Origin of the sequence: Acinetobacter sp. BIGb0102 (genome assembly GCF_003815055.1) — a bacterium.
GTDB lineage: Bacteria > Pseudomonadota > Gammaproteobacteria > Pseudomonadales > Moraxellaceae > Acinetobacter > Acinetobacter vivianii.
In genome coordinates this window covers 50,132-68,904 of record NZ_RKQE01000010.1, presented here as the reverse complement: position 1 = coordinate 68,904, position 18,773 = coordinate 50,132, and the positions used below count along the sequence as shown (strand labels likewise).

Genomic DNA, 18,773 nt, shown 5'->3' with positions numbered 1-18,773 from the left:
AGAGAATGAGATAAAAATTATGTGCTGTTTCACTTTTCTGAATGCGACTCGAATATAATACGGCGGTACTTTTAGACTCGAGATATTATGTCCTCGCCAAGCTCTCCCTTGCACACATCTCCCTCACACAATTATTCCCTATTTCTGGTTATTTTTTCATTGGCTGTCGGTAGTTTCTGTATTGGAACAACTGAATTCGTCGCTATGGGTCTGATTCAGGAAATCGCCACGGACTTAAATGTCAGTGTTCCTCATGCAGGCTATTTCATCAGTGCTTATGCGCTTGGGGTCATGGTTGGTGCACCGATTATTGCCATCCTCGGCGCAAAAGTTCCGCGTAAAACGTTATTGCTATGCCTGATGCTTTTTTATGGCTTAGCCAATGCAGCGACAGCTTTTGCCACAACACCAGAAACCATGCTGGTATCCCGCTTTATTGCAGGTTTTCCACATGGCGCTTACTTTGGTGTAGCGGCGCTGGTTGCTGCTGAACTGGCAGGCAAACAACGTCGTGCTACTGCGATTGCCCAAGTGATGATGGGCTTAACCATTGCCAATGTGATTGGTGTACCCATTGCCACATGGCTCGGTCAGCAATTTGGCTGGAAAGCAGGATTCGAATTTTCTGCGGTGATTGCGTTTATTACCCTGATTGGTGTTGGCTTATTTGTTCCGAATATTCCTCTGCAAAAAAGTGCAAGTATCAAGGCTGAATTGGCAGGTCTAAAAAATATCAATATGTGGCTGACACTTGCGGTTGGCGCAATCGGTTTTGGTGGCATGTTCTCGGTGTATAGCTATGTTTCACCGATTCTGACGGAATATACTCATGCCAATATCAGTGTCGTACCCATTGCTTTAGCAATCTGGGGCATAGGCATGGTCATTGGAGGTCTGGTTGCAGGTTGGCTGGCCGATAAAAACCTCTTTAAAACCATTATCGGAATCCTGATCAGCTCTGCACTTGCCTTTGTCGCGGCCAGCTTTATGATGTCCAATCTTTATACCGCGATTGCAGCTTTATTCCTGATTGGTTTTACCGTGATTGGTTTAGGTGGTGCATTACAGACACATCTCATGGATATTGCTGGCGATGCACAAACTCTGGCAGCGTCTCTCAATCATTCAGCATTTAACTTGGCTAATGCTCTGGGTGCATTCTTAGGTGGATGGGTACTCAGCCATAATATGGGCTGGTTAGCACCAATCTGGGTTGGTTTTGTCTTAAGTTTGGGTGGTTTGGCTATTTTATTAATTGCGCTGGCTTATGCCAAATATTCACAAAAAAATGAAACTGCTGCGTCTTAACAGCAGTTTCATTTACTAATTTTCATGCATTAAATTTGCAATCTGTCGATCATGCCACTTTGATAACAATAATAAGGCCATGATCGACCCAATTAGGGCAAAAAACATATCTGATTGCGTATCCCATTCATCCCCTTGAGTTCCGAGGAATTCTTCTGCTCCCTGTCCCAATAACAATGCTGCAGCCCACTCGATCAATTCATAGGTCGCACTAATTGCCAACACAATACAAATTACAATAAAGCTCAGCATTTTGCCTTTGGCTAAAATATGATTTCGAATCAATATTTCACGTGCCACCATTGCTGGCACAAAGCCCTGCATAAAATGCCCAATCTTGTCGTAAGGATTACGATCAAGATCGAACCATTCTGCGATTTCAAAACCGAAAGGCACACGCGCATAGCTATATGCCCCACCTACGATCAGTACAATGGCATGACAGAAAATAAGTACGTATAGCAAATGGGTAAGTGGAAAAGTTTTATAAGTGACAAATAATAACGGTATCGCAATCAGCACGGGCGTGACTTCAAGCCACCAAGTGGTACGATCAAAAGGCTGGATCCCTGAAATGACCAATAGAATGGCTAGAATCGCAGTACCCAAGCTTAATAAAGAAATACGCATCATTTTATAAAAGTATTGATCTCATTATTTATATCATCATATAAAAAACCCGCGGAAAGTCCTGCGGGTTTTTGTTATAAAATCGGCAAATTAGATTTTATTTCACGGCATCCGTGACTTCTTTAAGCATGGCTTGCATACCACCCAAGCCATTATTCATCAAATACCAGTTACTCGAATCCAGATAGACAATATTGCCGTTTTTCGCAGCTTTGGACTCATTAATAATCTTATTATTCAATACGCGTTTTGCACCTTCCTGATTTTCAGTAATTGCTGCACCACGATCAATCACAAACAGATAATCTGGATTTTTCTGGGCAATAAACTCATGCGATACCGCCATACCATGCAATCCCACCTTGATTGAAGGATCGGCTGGCGTAAATCCATACAGGTCATGAATATTACCAAAACGCGAACCTGGGCCATAAGCAGCAATCTTGCTGTTATTCACCAGAATTACCAAAGCCGTTTTACCTTTGGTCTTGTCTTTTAATGCAGCAATATCTTTTTCCAAAGTTTGTAATTGCTGTTCTGCCTCAGGCTTCTTGCCCACCATTTCAGCAATATTCAATGTTTGCTGTTTAAAAGAATTGAACTGATCGTTGTAATCTACATCGACAAAATAAGTTGGCGCGATCTGCTTGATTTGACCCACTAGATTTTCCATGCGGCCACTCATCAAGATCAGTTCAGGCTGACTGGCTGCAATTTTTTCCAGATTCGGTTCTTTCACTGTCCCTACATCCAGATATTTACCTTCACTGAAATTTTGCAAGACTTTCGGCAACGGCGTTCCTTTTGGCAAGGCAACCACTTTATCGTCCGCGCCCAAAGCATGAATGGTATTTAAAGCACTGGTATCCAGTACCGCAATACGCGATAAATTCGCTGGAATAGTAATCTGCCCTGCCTTGCTGTTAAAACTTAAGGTTTCATGTGTAGCAGTAGTATTACTGTCCTGATTTGCCGAAGGTGTGTTGGAATTGCCACATGCAGCCAATGCCACACTCAGCATCATGACTGGCAATGTTTTTTTGAAACGCATAACAAACTCCTAACTAATAAAATACAAACCTAATTTATGTTGCTGAACCTGCTGGATCGGAATATGGAAATCAAAAATATCTTGCAGAATATGTTCATCCATCAACTGTTGTGGATGCCCTTGATACACCAATTCACCTTCTTTCATGGCAATGATGTGATCGGCATAGACGGAAGCAAAGTTAATGTCATGAATCACCACAATGATTGATTTGCCATGATTCTCGGCCAAATCTTTTAAAACCCGCATAATCTGTGAAGAATGCTTCATATCAAGATTGTTTAAGGGTTCATCAAGCAAGATATATTCGGTGTCCTGTGCCAAAATCATGGCGATATAAGCGCGTTGTCGCTGCCCGCCCGACAATTCACTGATTTGTCGGTGTCTTAAGGCTTCCAGATCCATATAGGCAATTGAGCGATCAATCACCTCACGGTCTTCCTGTGTAAGGCGGCCTTGTGAATAGGGAAAACGACCGAAAGCAACCAGATCCTCAATACTCAGGCGTAACTCGGTGTGGTTAGATTGCTTTAAAATCGCCAGTTTTTTGGCAATGTCGGCACTTTTCATCTGTTGCAAATCTTGCCCATCCAGCAAAACTTGGCCTTGATCTGCTTCAATTAAGCGGCTCATCATCGAAAGTACTGTACTTTTACCTGCACCGTTTGGGCCAATAAACGCCGTAAACTGTCCTTTGGCAATCGTCAGCGAAAGTGCATTTACCACACGCTGCTGTTGATAGCTTTTACTTAAATTCTTAAGCTCTATTGCCATTTTTTATTTTCCTTCAATAAGATCCAGAAGAAATAAATTCCACCGACAAAGTTAATAATCACACTGAGCGTTGTTTTGAAATTCAGTACATGCAGAACCATGAATTGCCCAAGCATCAGACAAAGAATGCTGACCAGAATAATGCCAAGCAGTAAGATATGATGTTGATGGGTCTTGAACAGTTCTAAGGTAATGTTGAGAACCAATAAACCGAGGAACATCATTGGGCCAGCTAACGCTGTTGCAGAAGCCAATGCCAATACCACCAGAATCAATAGCAAGCGGCTGGTCTTGTCATAATCCAGTCCCAAATTCAGTGCATGATCACGTCCCAGCGCCATGACATCGAGCTTGTAATAATGCTTCAGGCTGTAAAATAAAATTGGCACAATGGTCAGCAAGGATAGCCCCACTGTTTCCATTTTCACCACATTAAAACTGGCAAAACCAGCGTAGGCTGCAATCTGAAATTCATCGGGATCTAGCAAAACCTGAAAGAACGTGGTCATGTTGTCGAATAAAGTCGAGCAGATCAGACCAACGAGCAGGAGGAAATAGATATTTTGCTGTGCAACTTTCTGGAAAATAAACCGATACAGCAGCAAGGCAAAGATCACCATTAACATTAAACTGATCAGATAATCGGTGACAAAGTTCAGTGACAATAACGTACTGGCACCAAAGAAATAGATAATCGCCGTCTTGGAGAGTTCGTATAACTTATCTAATCCTAAAGCCTGTGGTGTCACCACCCGATTATTCACAATAGTATGGAAAACCAAAGTCGAAACACCGACCGCCACACCCGCCACGATAATGGCAGCAACGGTTTTTAAGCGTAGATTCAAGGCATATTGCCATGCCACGCCTAAATTCCAGCCAAGGTACAGTACAATCGTTGCAAGCACCAATACAGCCAAAACAATCAGCTTGGTTTTATGAGGCATAACGATATCTCCTGAGTAGCAACCACAGGAAAATCACGCTTCCCACCACCCCCATAATCAGGCTCACAGAGACCTCATAAGGGAAAATCACCACCCTGCCAAATACATCACAAAGCAGAACCAGCAAAGCACCCAACAATGCAGTATGCGAAAGCGTTCTACGGATATTGTCGCCCAGATACAGACTCACCAGATTCGGTACAATCAAACCAAGAAATGGAATCGCGCCCACAGTGACAATCACCACACCCGTAATGACCGAAACCAGTAACAGGCCAATAAAAAGGGTCTGCTTATAATTCAGTCCAAGATTCGTCGCAAAATCCTGCCCTAATCCAGCCAAAACAAAACGATTGGCAAAGATATAAATTAGAATCAGAATGGGCACGCTGAGATAGATCAGCTCATATTGACCATTTAAAATGGTGGAAAAGTCCCCTTGCAACCAACCTGCCAAGTTCTGTAATAAATCCAGTTGCAGCGCAATAAAGGTGGTAAATGCAGAAATGATACTGCCAAAAATCATCCCCACCAGTGGAACAAAAACCGTATCACGATGCTTTAAAGTCGCCAGAATACTCATAAAGGCCATCGCACCAATGAGCGTTACGACAATCGCAAAACCAGTTTTAATAAAGATCGAAGCACTTGGCAGTAAAATAATCGAAACCAGTACGCCTAAACGTGCACAGTCATATAAACCTGCGGTGGTTGGAGAGACAAAGCGGTTACGACTCAGTGACTGCATAATCAAACCACAGACACTCAGACCTGCGCCCGCCACAATAATCGCCATCAAACGTGGTAAACGACTGGTCCAGAACAACTGCCAGTCTTGAGGATTGCCAGCCCACAGACCAGTAAGGCTCATCCCTCCCACACCGACAAATAAGGAAATAAATGCCAGCGGAAGCAATAATAGAATCAGGTAACGCCGCTTAATCATGTTGGGAGAACTTCATAGGATGCGTAAACTTAAAATAAGCTTAAAAAATACAAAATAGATAATAAGAAACTATCACAAACGAGAAAGATTATTGTTAACTTTTTTAAATGGATTTTAATCTCTATTAAGTACAACTTAACATTTAAAGAATTTTATTTTTAGGTATAAAAAGCGCTAAGCACTCACACACCTCAGTTATAGCGCTCCAAAATTGTTCAGATTTGAAAATGATTAGGAACTTGAGCTTAACCCTGCTCTACATTTTTATAATAAATCTTTGAATTATTCAGATAATTTCTCACCGCAATGTGGACAGAAGCGATAATGCTTTTTTTCCTGCTCTTGGTCTTCAAGTAATTTTTCTCGAACCAGCTGAATGATAATTTCATGGGTTTGTTCCTTAGGCAAACCGACTTTCTTGCGAATCCGTTCAATTTCCACTTGGTCATGTAATAGATCCAGTCCTTTCGCTTGTAGAACTTCACGAAACTCCTGTTCAAGACGCTGATTTCGCATATTCAATTCATTGGCTAGACCTGAGGCCAAAATACCTGCCGGTAAAGCAGCGATCCCTACCCCGAGAATGGTAATAAATGCCCCTAATATCCGCCCTAAATTGGTTACAGGTGTCACATCGCCATAGCCCACTGTGGTCAGCGTTACTACCGCCCACCACATCGCTTGAGGAATTGAACTAAAGGCGTCAGGCTGCGCTTTATTCTCAACCACATAGATTGCAGAAGCTGTCATCACAATCATAATGACCAAGATAAAAATAACAGCTTGGAACGAGCCTTTTTCTCGCTGGATGACCCGTAAAAGAATTTGTAGTGACACAAAATAGCGTGTCAATTTCAATAAACGGAATAGTCGTAATACACGCAAGAAGCGTAAATCGAGATGTACGAAGAAGTTTAGATAGGCAGGTAAAATTGCCATTAAATCAATAATTGCACCGCCACTTCTCATCCAGCGGAGACGCTGTTTCCAAGCGCTCTCTTGAGGTTTTTTCTCAACAATACTCCATAACCGTAATAGATATTCGCCACTAAAAATTATGATTGAGAGATTTTCAAAAAAATCAAAATAGACACGATATAGCTTATAAAACTCATTCACCGACTCAAGCAATACCGCTGCAACATTGCCAATGATCAATGCGATTAAGAGATAATTCACACAGGTACTGACGCTACTTTTATAGTCATCGTTATGTAGGTTGTTATAAATGAATCGTCTTAATTGTTGCCATGAAAATTGAGTCATACCATATTTATTGTTCGATCAAGCAGTTTAAAAATGTAGCACGTTGACTGTGTTTTTAATAAGAAATTTTGGTGGGAACCTCGCTTTTACTGCTTAAAACAAAATCATTTGCCAAATCATTGGCCTATCTCACGCGGTTTCAACAAAACTCTCTTTGAATTTTGTGGCCTCATTCACCGATAATAAAAGCTTAGTGGTTATTTCTTTAACGATTCATTCATAAAGAACTATAAATTTTATTAAACCCGTGACAACAAGGGGAATTTACATGGGATTTAAAGCTCTCCCTACGCTTATCTCTTTATTTATTGCATTGATCATCTGGTTCGTGATTCCTGTACCTGCTGGAGTCGATCCTGATGCATGGCATTTATTGGCAATGTTTGTCGGTGTCATTGCCGCCATTATTGGTAAAGCTATGCCAATTGGTGCAATTGCGATTATTGCGATTACCTTAGTCGCCGTAACAGGTGTCACCAATGACAGCCCAAGTGGCGCAATTCAAGATGCTCTCAGCAGTTTTTCAAATCCACTAATCTGGTTGATTGGTATTTCAATTATGATTTCCAAAGGTTTGCAAAAAACTGGATTGGGAGCACGCTTAGGCTATTTATTTATCGCGGTGTGGGGCAAGAAAACCATTGGTATTGGTTATAGCATGGTGCTTTCTGAGCTGACTCTTGCACCTGTCACCCCAAGTAATACGGCTCGTGGTGGCGGGATTATTCACCCGATTGTCCGTGCAATTTCCACCAGTTATGACTCTGACCCTGCTAAAGGCACCGAAGGTCGTATGGGGAAATATTTAGCGTTGGTGAACTACCAAGCTAACCCGATTACTTCTGCCATGTTTATTACCGCGACTGCTCCTAACCCATTGGTAGTTGATCTGGTGGCGAAAGCGACCAATAGCCAGATTTCATTGAGTTGGAGTACATGGGCACTGGCAATGTTATTACCCGGTTTGATCGCCTTGATCATCATGCCACTGATTATGTACTGGATGTATCCACCTGAGGTCAAAGAAACCCCGAATGCAGCTCAGTTTGCCAAAACCAAGTTGCAGGAAATGGGACCTGTCAGTAAAAATGAAATCATTATGCTCGGTGTATTTGGGATTTTACTGCTGTTATGGGCGGGTATCCCAGCCATGATTTTTGGTTCAGCTTGGGCAGTAGATCCAACTACAACAGCCTTTATTGGCTTAGGATTACTACTCATCACTGGCGTACTGACTTGGGAAGATATCCTGACGCAAAAAAGTGCGTGGGATACCATTACTTGGTTCGCGGCTTTGGTGATGATGGCGACTTATTTAAATAAACTAGGTTTAATCACGTGGTTCTCAGGTGTTCTTGAAACTGGGATTGGTCATTTAGGTTTAAGCTGGATGCCTGCCTGTTTATTGTTAATGCTCGCCTATCTGTATGCACATTATATGTTTGCCAGTACCACGGCCCATATCACTGCAATGTTTGCAGCCTTCTATACAGCAGGACTTGCACTTGGTGCCCCACCGATGTTATTTGCCTTAATGATGGCAGCGGCTTCTAGCATCATGATGACCTTGACTCATTATGCAACGGGTACATCGCCTGTGGTATTCGGTTCGGGTTACACCACACTCGGTGAATGGTGGAAAGCTGGCTTTGTCATGAGTGTCGTCAATATCATCATCTTTGTGGTGATTGGCGGACTTTGGTGGAAAGTGTTGGGTTATTGGTAGGATGATTTAGTTTAAAAAAAGCTCCTATCAAAGGGGCTTTTTTATGTATGTATTTAAAGAATACTTGAATTATAAGCCCAGACACCGAATAATAGGCTTAATGTCATAATTCAGTTTCGTACTTGTTGATCCGTCGTCGTTTCGCAGACGTAATAATCTTGATGCCACGAGTCTTGGTGAAAAATTTCCTTTTTGTGGTAGCTTACTTGTTTACCATTTTCGACACAGATAAAACTGTCACCTTGATCTTTCACTGCTGAACCGTTAAGAAATCCACCAATACATAATTTCAGGTATTTACGAAACAAAACTATCTATTTAATTACTTAAGAGTAAAGCTAATTAACATTAAAACTAAATTAGTTCACGCCCAACACAATAATAATTATTATTTTCTTCCATATATAGATATACTTTTTTAATTCTATCAACTGGAATATCCCCTATAACTGCCGCTTCTAATCCTGGTAAAAACTGCAAGTTAATTTCTGATTTAATATCTTCTGACCATTTAGCATACAAACTATTTCTATCAATAAAATCAATACCATCAACATCAACTTCCAACCATACGCAAGCACCTTCAACCACCCTACTATTGACTATATTTTTAACTGCATTTCTAGGTGGATCTATCCTTTCCAAATATTCAGAATAATTAAAATCAATTAGATCAAAAACACTAACTCCATTTATACTTTGTACATAAGTTTTACCTGATTTAACAGCAAAGTTAACCCACTTATTTTGGAACAGTAAATCATCATTAGGATTAGCGTAAATAAAACCCTTACCATAAATATTTTTTAAATGATTTATAGAAGTCATATGCCAGACTTTACCCAATAATATACTAGGAAATAATTTCATAACTCAATCACTCTTAACTGTATTGATTAAAATTAGAGCTAGATCTTCTATTCTTCTTAAATTTTTAAAAGTCTTTCCACATCTTACAATTTCCATAACATTTAAAGAATATTCTTTACTCAATAGCGAACAATCCACTTCCATATAATTTCCATTGAATTTACTTAAATTATTTTCAACTTCCTTAAAAGATAAAAATAGATTTTTCATTTTAACTATTAGCTCTTCTCTTGAAGAACCAGCATAAAACTCATCAATTGTAAAGGGGAATTCATGTGTAATATCCGTTTTTAAAATTTCACTATGGTAAAGCTGATTCGACAATTGATTTTCAGTTAAAATATCATCTATTAATAAGTGCTGTAAAAAATTAAATATCTGTACTTTTAATAAATTAAAATCATAAGGATACGTAATTCTTTCTATCTGATAGCATAATTCATTTGTATCACCTAAAAAATTTAATTCTACATGAGCTAATTCATGTGCAATACAAGATATTTTTTCCTCATAATTTAACGATGTACTTATTCTTATTACACCACTTTCGCCTTCATCCAAGAAGTAACCTAAATTTGGCGTTGAGTCATTAAGTGACTTATATTCTAATGCAAGTCGATAATTATAGTTATCGCATAATCTCAAAATTAATTGATAATAATCATTCAAACTTTCATTACTATGTATAATATCTAATATATTCATAAAAAATAAGGGCTGATTAATCAGCCCTTATTCTTTCTAAATCAAAACATTAAGTCAATTGAGCAGCTTGAATTTTCTTGGTATCAACTTGATCAGCTTCTTTGGTATATTCGCTCATCTTGTCGAAGTTCAAGTATTTGTAGATATCAGCAGAAGCGCTGTCGATTTGCGACGCGTACTGTTGATATTCTTCTGGGCTTGGTAATTTACCAAGAACCGCAGCGACTGATGCAAGCTCAGCAGAAGCCAAGTAAACGTTTGCACCTTGACCTAGACGGTTCGGGAAGTTACGTGTAGAAGTCGATACACATGTTGTGTTCGGTGCTACACGCGCTTGGTTACCCATACACAATGAACAGCCTGGCATCTCAGTACGCGCACCAGCACGACCGTAGATGTTATACATGCCTTCTTCCATCAATTGATGCTCGTCCATACGCGTTGGTGGAGCCAACCATAAACGAGTAGACAATGAACCACCAGGTACTTTGTCAAGTAACTGACCAGCTGCACGGAAGTGACCGATGTTCGTCATACAAGAACCGATGAATACTTCATCAATCTTGTCGCCTTGAACGTCAGAAAGAAGTTTCGCGTCATCTGGATCGTTCGGGCAGCAAAGAATTGGTTCTTTGATGTCAGCTAGATCGATTTCGTAAACTTTTAAGTATTCAGCATCAGCATCAGCTTTTAACAAGCTTGGGTTATCTAACCACTTCTGCATGTTTTCAGCACGACGAGCAAGTGTACGTGCATCGCCATAACCTTCTGCGATCATCCACTTCAACATCGTGATGTTAGAACGTAGGTATTCAGCAACTTTCTCTTCAGAAAGTGTGATTGAACAGCCAGCAGCAGAACGTTCAGCAGAAGCATCAGAAAGTTCGAATGCTTGCTCAACAGTCAAGTCATTTTCCATTTCTGATAAATCGATCTCAAGGATACGACCAGAGAAGATATTTTTCTTACCTTTCTTCTCTACAGTTAAATCACCCGCTTGAATTGCGTAGTAAGGAATTGCATGTACAAGGTCACGTAAAGTGATACCAGGTTGCATTTTACCTTTAAACTTAACAAGTACAGATTCAGGCATATCAAGTGGCATAACACCAGTTGCTGCTGCGAACGCAACAAGACCAGAACCTGCTGGGAATGAAATACCGATTGGGAAACGAGTATGTGAGTCACCACCAGTACCTACTGTATCTGGAAGTAACATACGGTTTAACCAAGAGTGGATAATACCGTCACCTGGACGTAAAGATACACCACCACGGTTCATGATGAAGTCAGGTAATGTATGGTGAGTTGTTACGTCAACTGGTTTTGGATACGCAGCAGTGTGACAGAAAGACTGCATCACTAAGTCAGATGAGAAGCCCAAGCATGCTAAGTCTTTTAACTCGTCACGAGTCATTGGACCTGTTGTATCTTGAGAACCAACTGTAGTCATTTTAGGTTCACAGTAAGTTCCTGGACGGATACCTTGACCTTCTGGTAAACCACATGCGCGGCCAACCATTTTTTGAGCTTGTGTAAAGCCTTTGCCAGTGTCAGCAGGTTGTACTGGAGTACGGAACAATGTAGAAGGTGCAAGACCTAATTCTTCACGTGCTTTCGCAGTTAAACCACGACCAATGATCAGGTTAATACGACCACCCGCACGTACTTCATCTAAAAGTACAGGCGTTTTAAGGTCAGCTTCTGAAATTTGAGCGCCGTCTTTGAATGCAGTTACTTTTGCAGCAGCGTGATCAATTTTCAATACAACTTCGTCGCCCATGTTCATGTTGGCAACGTCGATTTCTACAGGTAATGCACCTGCATCTTCCATTGTATTGAAGAAAATTGGCGCGATTTTAGAACCTAAGCACACACCACCATCTTTTTTGTTTGGAATGTGTGGAAGTTCGTCACCGAAGAACCAAAGAACTGAGTTAGTTGCAGACTTACGAGAAGAACCTGTACCAACAACGTCACCTACGTAAGCAACTTGGTTGCCTTTCGCGATGAGTTCTTTAATTTGGCTTAATGGACCAACTTCACCTGGTTTTTCAGGGTTGATACCATCACGCTCGTTTTTCAACATTGCATTTGCATGTAATGGAATGTCTGGACGGCTCCAAGCGTCTTGTGCAGGAGACAAGTCATCAGTGTTGGTTTCACCTGTTACTTTGAACACAGTGATTTTGATTTCTTCTGGAACGTCTGGACGGCTTGTGAACCATTCAGCATCAGCCCAAGATTGTAAAACAGCTTTAGCTGCAGCATTACCTGCTTTTGCTTTATCTGCTACGTCATGGAATGCATCAAATACAAGAAGTGTTTTCTTTAATGCTTCAGCAGCTAGCTCAGCAAGTTCAGCATTATCAAGAAGCTCAACAAGCGGTGCTACGTTATAACCACCAAGCATAGTACCAAGTAAGTATACTGCGCGTTCTTTGGTTACGAGTGGAGAGGTTGCTTCGCCTTTTGCAACGGCAGCTAAGAAAGCAGCTTTTACATATGCAGCTTGGTCAACACCTGCTGGAACACGGTTTTCTAGCAAATCGACGAGATATGCTTCTTCACCTGCTGGTGGATTTTTTAATAAGGCTACAAGTTCAGCAGTTTGAGCATCATCAAGCGGCTTCGGTGGGACTCCGAGTGCGGCACGTTCTTCAACGTGTTGGCGGTAAGCTTCTAGCACAGTGTTATTCCTCTTTTTTAAAAAATTACTTGTAAGTTCCAGCTTTGTACAAGCTTTACAAGCAATGTGGACAGCAAAATTTTACTAGACTTCGCGTCAAATGTTAATGCAACTACCGTATTTCTACGTGATGTCCATTATTTTATAGCGAAATGATCCCCTCTTTTAAATACCGCTTTGGTCTAAGGTTAAAGTCTAATAAAACAATAAATTACATCTATAAAAAAAGACAAACGATGTTGTCTTTTTTATGAACACATTAAAAAAGTTTATAGTTCGGTAGCTTGTCATGTGGTGTAGCCAAGCATTCTTCCATAAATTTTTTCTTTAAATTTTCACGTAATGCTTCTGGATCTTTTTTCAGTTCATCGACTGGAATTGCATAAACCGTATCCAAAATATTAAAGATAAACTTACGTGTCATTTCATCTTCAATTTTACCCGCATGTTCCGTTGCCTGCTTTTGGTCAATTCCATTTTGACGATCTAAAGTGATTGAGCGCGCAGCATTCCCTACACTGACACAGTAACCATGCCATTGTTCTTCGGGAGTTAACGGCTTTTTCTCAGCACAACCAGCCAAAACTAAACCTATTGCAATCAACAAAACTTTTTTCATCTTCATACTGCGGCTAATTTGATGCCCACCATCATACTCAAACTTGTTTGTTTTGCAAAAAGGAAGCGGCTAAAACCTTGCTTTCCGTAATAAAAACATACAAATCATTTATTACAATGCATCTGATTGGCGATCTTTTGACACTTGCCACCCTTTGCAGAAAGATAAGTTGTTCCTGCGACTAGATGATAAGACTGTCCTTTCATGTCCCAGCAACGCACACCGTTACAGCTTTTGATTGAAAAAAGCATCTCCGATGATGCTTTAAGGGTGTTATTTCCTTCAGTCGTGGCAGCTATAGGCTTAGTTTGAATAGATGCTGTTGTCTTGGAGTTGACCGCAACATTCTGTCCCGATGCTGGAATGGAAGGATTTTTCATCGTAGAGTCTGTAGTCTTTTTTGCAGAATCTAATTGAGGCTCATGTCTCTGAACGGGTTGTGGTGTCGCTGAATAGGTCGTCACACCTTTTGCATCCACCCACTTATAGTATTCTTTTGCATGAATCTGAAAGCCAAAACTGAATACGCCTAAGCTCAGCATTGCCAAAAGCTGACTTAAAGTGACAGATTTCATTCAACTTCTCCCAAAATTTTCATAAATATTAATATTTTTCAACACCTTATCGTTATCTTACAACGTTCTAATTACAAAATAAACTAAAATAAAAAAACCTGCTTTACTTTCGTAAAACAGGTTTTGATTGGTATTGCTAGAAACGCCAGTTGTAGAAAATATCGATGGCTCGTTCTAAAGACTGACTTGCCTCCAGATATAAACGGCGGTTCATTTGATAACGCAAGGTTAACTTGTTCACTGGTGTAAATACCCCAATACCGTAACGAATGAACAGATCTGGCGTGATATAGCCTGTCAGGCTCACCTGCGTATCGTCACCAGTCCCTTGTGCATCGAGTGCCAAACCACTTAGACCAAAGGTTCTACCAATTTGATTGGTCAAGGCACGTGTACCACCTAAGCCCATACTGATTCCCGCGGCAGCAATGGTGTTATTGACATCAGATTTAAAGCCTTCGGTATTACTTAAACCACTGTTACCTTCATTAATACGCCCCGTCAGTAAGGCATTGAGTGCTTCTTGTTCAGATAAGCCAGCATCGTTATAAACCTGAATATTCGGCACGGTTGCTGTACCTGTTACCCGTACACCGACCATACTGCCCTGAACCGGTTTATTGGCATCAATATCCAATGTTGGGTTCGCCAGCGGCCCGTTAAAACGCGCAATCGCACGGTTCAGGTCAAGACTTTGACCATACGCTTCAATCTTCACTTTCTGACTCACACCAATTGCACCATTGGCACGCATTGCTGTTTCCAGACCACGTTGAGATAAATGCAAACGTCCGACCAGTGGAATGGTACTTTCGAAGCCCTGGAAGATGACCTGATTACCCAGTGTCACGGTCATATCAGCACGAATATCCCACGGTTTAGCTGCTTTTAAAGTCGCAAGTAAATCTTGGCCTTGCTGTACAACACGTACATCTGGTGACAGATTCACAACTGTAGCAGAGCTTTCTGGCATCGAAATACGCGCACGAGGAACATCAATCTTACCTTTTAAGCTGAGACGCTGATTAAATGGATAAACATCCAGCGTCAGGTCAGGTTCTACAATTGCCGTAATCATTGGCGCCTGACGAATCAGTAGGTTATCGCCTTTTAATGTCAGATTTAAATGTGGATCATTCTTCCAGTCAAAGTTCCCTTTTAAGCGCCCTACACCTTGTCCGCTGTTGAATGCCCCATCAATCGTGGCATAGTCTTGGCGAATAGATGAATAAAGCTGGATATTGCTTAAATTGACTGGCAGCGAAATCATACTGATTGCGCCATTTTTTAAACGCATTTCACCGGTAATCTGTGGCTGCGTTAAGGTCCCATTTACTTTTCCAGCCAGTGACAATGTGCCAGCCAATGAACGTACATCTTTTATAAACGGCTTGAAGACTTTTAACTGCACATCATCAAAGGCCACTTCGCCCCGCATTGGCATATTATTCTGGAATGGATCAATAATGACATTGGCATAGCCCGTCCCGATATCAGGGGTCTTCATATCCACACGGAATAACATTCCCTCACTGATACTTTTAGCAATCAGGCTCAATTCATCGTAGGTCACAGTTGTGGCTGGATCTTGCGGATCATCTGCTGCCAGACCGATTTCACCTTTACGTGTCACTAAACGAGCATCCAGTTTTGGATGACTGCCATTTGCCCAAGAGGCTTTAGCATAACCATTGAGCTGACCTGTCACCGCCAGACCTTCTGGCATAAATGCAGTAAAGTCTTTTAAGTCCAGATTCTTGGTAATCAGTGAGAAGTTACCTCTTGCCTTACTGATGCGTGCAGGCTGATCCAGACATAACTGACTATTGGCACTCTGCCAGCAATGCTGTCCAACATAGAGTTCCTGTTTCGCAGCGGTATAGATAATCGGTGCATTCTGGTTTTGCACTAGGCTGATATTACGTGAAGTAAAGTTACCTTTCTGCACCAGTCCTAACCAGTCATTATTTGGATTAAAGCCACCTGCCAGTTGCACATAAAAATTAGATTGACGATTTTTACTCTCTACTTTCAAGACATGTGCTTTACGTGTTCCTGCCAGATTGACAGTGGCATTCTGGATTTCACGATTACCATTGCGGAGCTGAGTCAACGTCGCAGTTAATTGTGTTGGTGTAGTCTCAGATGTCGGTAGTTCACCTTGTACACGTAATGACTTGATACTGACCAGATCATTAAATCCAAAGTCATCGACCGCCATGTTTGCCGTTGCTCTTAATCGCGGTTGTGACTGAACGTTTAAGCTGCCATACGCACGCCCACGCAAACCAGGATATAACTCGTACAACGCAGGTGCATTCAGTTTGATTCTTAAGCTTTGTGCATTGCCTGAGGCTTGCAACTGGTTCTGTGCATAGGCAAGGAATAGGTCATTGGCCTCAAATTGCTGCGGTAAAAAACCTTCCTGATTTGAATCAAGCAATAAGCTGAGATTACCACGGCCACGAATCGGTTTATTGTTCAAGAAGCCTGCTGCATTGAGCTGACGAATATCAATCCGTTTCAGTTTATCTGACCAGACACCTTGTGTTTTAACATGCCCCGACACTTCACCTTTGACACTGGAAACAAAATATTGTGGTTTAAAACGTACCAGCGAAGCATCGATATCCCAACCGAGCTTATCTTTAAGATTCACGGCACCCGTCGCAAAGACCTTACCTGCAACGCCATCATGCTTAAGTTCATTAATCTTGATGTAATCCGGTGTTCCTGCGACATTGATTTTTAATAGACCATCACCCTGATTCAAGGCATTTAAAGAGCCGTTATAGTCCACAGCAAAGCTTTTGAATCCGCCACCCGCTTTTTCGTCATGGAAAATTAAAGCTGCTGTACTTTTTCCTTTTAAAGCAATGGTTTCCTGTTGATTGGCTTGGGCAAGCTGGCCTTTCAGATCAATTTGTTCAAGCTGAATCACTTGCTGATTTGGCTTGGCAAAACCACTTGCTTTAATATCACCATTTAACAAATTGACAGGTGCTGCCGCAGCAACAGTTTGCGGATTGAAATCTTGAGCTTTAAGCTGAGCTTGCCATGACAACTGCTGCTTTTCAGTTGGCAATTTAACTTTTGCCAGACCAGACAAACTGCCTTTCTCAGCTTGATATCGGAAATTTTCGACATTTAACAGATTGTCTTTTAAATCGAGTCGCGCTTCATATTTACCTGTTGGTAGTAAAGCCTGTTCATGCGGGCGCACAGTGGTTGCAACATAAATATCCTGTTGTCCCTCTTTGAGTGCCACATTGGTATGACCTTCCTCACTACTCAACCAGCCAATATAAGGCATGGCACGATCAATACCTTTCCATGAAATATCCAGCAGCATAGGCTGAGCTTTATTATTTTTTTCTTCAGCCTGATCAAGTTTGAGTGCCCACGTCTCATATTTATCAAATGCCACTTGAGCAGTCAGCGCCAAACCTTTTTCCAATGAACCAGCAGAGCTAATATTTGCATCAAGTTTTGGTGGTAAAAAGTCTTGTGCGATCTGCGGTACTGTGGTGTTTTCAGGATCCAGATGATCAAGACGACCTTTAACATCCCAAGAGACATGCTCATGCCAGTTGACCATACCATTCAGGCTGACAGCACCTTTCATTAACTGACCATTAAAATCACGGATATTTAACTGATGGGTCAAATCAGTATCCATCAGTGCGGTATATTTCCCTTCAGGAATTTGCTCACCTTTTAAATCCGTATCGAGATTTAAGGCCAGTTTTTGTATATCACCGTTAAATCTGACCACGCCATCTTTAGCAAAGAGTTTCTGGTCTTTTAGTAAAGGCAAATGATAATTTTTTAAATATAACTCACCTTGCATGGGCACATGTTCACGCACAGGATGAAGCGTTGCCCGACCTGTGAGCAAATCAGGTGTGGTTGTTGCAACGCCTACTCTCAAAGTATCTAAAGAACCACGCGCTGCAACCTTAATCGTTTCAATATCCAGACTTTTTAACGACGGAATAATTAAATCAGCGTTGGCATTTAAAGAATATTTACCACTAAAATCCATCTGACCTGAAGCATTCTGGACGGCTAAATAGCCCATATCCATACGCGAGTCTTCAAATTCCAGCTTGGTCTCAGACCACAACGCATCTTTTAAATAAACATCATTAAAATCAACCTTTGAGGTTGCGGTCTGGATTTCCAGATGATCCAGACTGGCTTCATTGATACGCAAGACAAATGGCAGCTTGATCGGATCAAATCCAAACGGTTCATCTGATGGTGGTTTTTTATTAATAATTTTCAGATTACGAACATCGGCATGACTCAAATGTACTTCTTTACTTAGAATCGCTCTCCAGCCTAAGGAGACATCGGCACGATCTAAAGAAACATCAACGGCCTGTAATTGCACCAGAATATTTTTCAGGATAATGCCCGATAGCAGATTACCGCCTTCATATTCATATTTAATAATTTTCTGGCTTTGCAGCACGCGATCTAATAGAAAACGGCTACCTTTATCCGTAGACATCATTACAACTAAAGAGCTGACCAATAATAAAAGAATGATCAGCACGATCAGCACAATATTTCGAACAATGTGCCGATTTTTTCTTGGTCCAGCTGGAGGTGTCAGTTGCTGTTCTACTTCCGTCATAATCAACCTGAAATTGTTTTCCCTT

General features: G+C 41.1%; 14 protein-coding genes and 1 pseudogene. 2 read left to right on the top strand and 13 right to left on the bottom strand.

Going from position 1 to position 18,773, the window contains the following annotated elements:
* The first annotated feature begins 87 nt into the window (after nucleotides 1–87).
* Nucleotides 88–1,308, top strand: a complete 1,221-nt coding sequence (locus EC846_RS03075) for an MFS transporter (RefSeq protein WP_069578327.1) — start codon at nucleotides 88–90, stop codon at nucleotides 1,306–1,308.
* A 15-nt stretch (nucleotides 1,309–1,323) separates the two neighbouring features.
* On the opposite strand, the gene EC846_RS03070 is transcribed toward EC846_RS03075, so the two are convergent.
* The 6 genes from EC846_RS03070 to EC846_RS03045 all read right to left on the bottom strand — a co-directional run bounded on the left by EC846_RS03070 (nucleotide 1,324) and on the right by EC846_RS03045 (nucleotide 6,922).
* Nucleotides 1,324–1,938: a DUF2238 domain-containing protein gene (locus EC846_RS03070; RefSeq protein ID WP_123774554.1), complete on the bottom strand. Its 615-nt coding sequence runs from the start codon at nucleotides 1,936–1,938 to the stop codon at nucleotides 1,324–1,326.
* Nucleotides 1,939–2,035: 97 nt separating this feature from the next.
* Nucleotides 2,036–2,989, bottom strand: a complete 954-nt coding sequence (locus tag EC846_RS03065; RefSeq protein ID WP_123774154.1) for a siderophore ABC transporter substrate-binding protein — start codon at nucleotides 2,987–2,989, stop codon at nucleotides 2,036–2,038.
* 9 nt (nucleotides 2,990–2,998) lie between these two features.
* On the bottom strand, nucleotides 2,999–3,763 hold the full coding sequence (locus EC846_RS03060; protein WP_004772594.1) for an ABC transporter ATP-binding protein: 765 nt from the start codon (nucleotides 3,761–3,763) through the stop codon (nucleotides 2,999–3,001).
* Nucleotides 3,754–4,710 carry an iron chelate uptake ABC transporter family permease subunit gene (locus EC846_RS03055; protein WP_123774152.1) on the bottom strand — a complete coding sequence of 319 codons (957 nt, stop codon included), beginning with the start codon at nucleotides 4,708–4,710 and terminating at the stop codon, nucleotides 3,754–3,756. The genes EC846_RS03060 and EC846_RS03055 overlap by 10 nt, the downstream gene beginning before the upstream one ends.
* Complete coding sequence (locus tag EC846_RS03050; RefSeq protein ID WP_123774150.1) at nucleotides 4,700–5,656, bottom strand: ABC transporter permease; 957 nt, start codon at nucleotides 5,654–5,656, stop codon at nucleotides 4,700–4,702. Before EC846_RS03050 ends, EC846_RS03055 begins: the two co-directional genes overlap by 11 nt.
* Nucleotides 5,657–5,938: 282 nt before the next feature.
* Nucleotides 5,939–6,922 (bottom strand): ion transporter, encoded by a 984-nt coding sequence (locus EC846_RS03045; RefSeq protein ID WP_123774148.1) that lies wholly within the window; start codon nucleotides 6,920–6,922, stop codon nucleotides 5,939–5,941.
* Nucleotides 6,923–7,190: 268 nt separating this feature from the next.
* On the opposite strand from EC846_RS03045, the gene EC846_RS03040 reads away from it, so the two are divergent.
* Nucleotides 7,191–8,648 carry a DASS family sodium-coupled anion symporter gene (locus tag EC846_RS03040; RefSeq protein WP_123774147.1) on the top strand — a complete coding sequence of 486 codons (1,458 nt, stop codon included), beginning with the start codon at nucleotides 7,191–7,193 and terminating at the stop codon, nucleotides 8,646–8,648.
* Nucleotides 8,649–8,717: 69 nt separating this feature from the next.
* Here the strand turns inward: EC846_RS03040 and EC846_RS18420 are convergent.
* The 7 genes and pseudogenes from EC846_RS18420 to EC846_RS03005 form a co-directional block, all read right to left on the bottom strand.
* Nucleotides 8,718–8,956: pseudogene (locus tag EC846_RS18420) on the bottom strand (hypothetical protein).
* A gap of 46 nt (nucleotides 8,957–9,002) precedes the next feature.
* Nucleotides 9,003–9,518 carry a hypothetical protein gene (locus tag EC846_RS03030; protein ID WP_123774143.1) on the bottom strand — a complete coding sequence of 172 codons (516 nt, stop codon included), beginning with the start codon at nucleotides 9,516–9,518 and terminating at the stop codon, nucleotides 9,003–9,005.
* A 3-nt stretch (nucleotides 9,519–9,521) separates the two neighbouring features.
* Nucleotides 9,522–10,223 (bottom strand): ImmA/IrrE family metallo-endopeptidase, encoded by a 702-nt coding sequence (locus EC846_RS03025; RefSeq protein ID WP_023012534.1) that lies wholly within the window; start codon nucleotides 10,221–10,223, stop codon nucleotides 9,522–9,524.
* Between the two features lie 49 nt (nucleotides 10,224–10,272).
* The gene (locus EC846_RS03020) at nucleotides 10,273–12,912 is read right to left on the bottom strand and encodes a bifunctional aconitate hydratase 2/2-methylisocitrate dehydratase (RefSeq protein ID WP_005230954.1); all 2,640 of its coding nucleotides are present in this window, start codon (nucleotides 12,910–12,912) and stop codon (nucleotides 10,273–10,275) included.
* A gap of 259 nt (nucleotides 12,913–13,171) precedes the next feature.
* Complete coding sequence (locus EC846_RS03015) at nucleotides 13,172–13,531, bottom strand: hypothetical protein (protein WP_004772604.1); 360 nt, start codon at nucleotides 13,529–13,531, stop codon at nucleotides 13,172–13,174.
* 104 nt (nucleotides 13,532–13,635) lie between these two features.
* A complete protein-coding gene (locus tag EC846_RS03010) occupies nucleotides 13,636–14,106 on the bottom strand; it encodes a DUF4124 domain-containing protein (protein ID WP_123774142.1) in 471 nt (156 codons plus the stop codon).
* 136 nt (nucleotides 14,107–14,242) lie between these two features.
* Nucleotides 14,243–18,748: a translocation/assembly module TamB domain-containing protein gene (locus EC846_RS03005; RefSeq protein ID WP_123774140.1), complete on the bottom strand. Its 4,506-nt coding sequence runs from the start codon at nucleotides 18,746–18,748 to the stop codon at nucleotides 14,243–14,245.
* Nucleotides 18,749–18,773: the final 25 nt, after the last annotated feature.

Bases quoted from the DNA above. Each gene is read 5' to 3' on its own strand.
- EC846_RS03025 (WP_023012534.1), bottom strand. From the start codon at position 10,223: ATGAATATATTAGATATTATACATAGTAATGAAAGTTTGAATGATTAT.
- EC846_RS03015 (WP_004772604.1), bottom strand. From the start codon at position 13,531: ATGAAAAAAGTTTTGTTGATTGCAATAGGTTTAGTTTTGGCTGGTTGT.
- EC846_RS03030 (WP_123774143.1), bottom strand. From the start codon at position 9,518: ATGAAATTATTTCCTAGTATATTATTGGGTAAAGTCTGGCATATGACT.
- EC846_RS03060 (WP_004772594.1), bottom strand. From the start codon at position 3,763: ATGGCAATAGAGCTTAAGAATTTAAGTAAAAGCTATCAACAGCAGCGT.
- EC846_RS03005 (WP_123774140.1), bottom strand. From the start codon at position 18,748: ATGACGGAAGTAGAACAGCAACTGACACCTCCAGCTGGACCAAGAAAA.
- EC846_RS03010 (WP_123774142.1), bottom strand. From the start codon at position 14,106: ATGAAATCTGTCACTTTAAGTCAGCTTTTGGCAATGCTGAGCTTAGGC.
- EC846_RS03045 (WP_123774148.1), bottom strand. From the start codon at position 6,922: ATGACTCAATTTTCATGGCAACAATTAAGACGATTCATTTATAACAAC.
- EC846_RS03065 (WP_123774154.1), bottom strand. From the start codon at position 2,989: ATGCGTTTCAAAAAAACATTGCCAGTCATGATGCTGAGTGTGGCATTG.
- EC846_RS03050 (WP_123774150.1), bottom strand. From the start codon at position 5,656: ATGATTAAGCGGCGTTACCTGATTCTATTATTGCTTCCGCTGGCATTT.
- EC846_RS03055 (WP_123774152.1), bottom strand. From the start codon at position 4,710: ATGCCTCATAAAACCAAGCTGATTGTTTTGGCTGTATTGGTGCTTGCA.
- EC846_RS03040 (WP_123774147.1), top strand. From the start codon at position 7,191: ATGGGATTTAAAGCTCTCCCTACGCTTATCTCTTTATTTATTGCATTG.
- EC846_RS03070 (WP_123774554.1), bottom strand. From the start codon at position 1,938: ATGCGTATTTCTTTATTAAGCTTGGGTACTGCGATTCTAGCCATTCTA.
- EC846_RS03075 (WP_069578327.1), top strand. From the start codon at position 88: ATGTCCTCGCCAAGCTCTCCCTTGCACACATCTCCCTCACACAATTAT.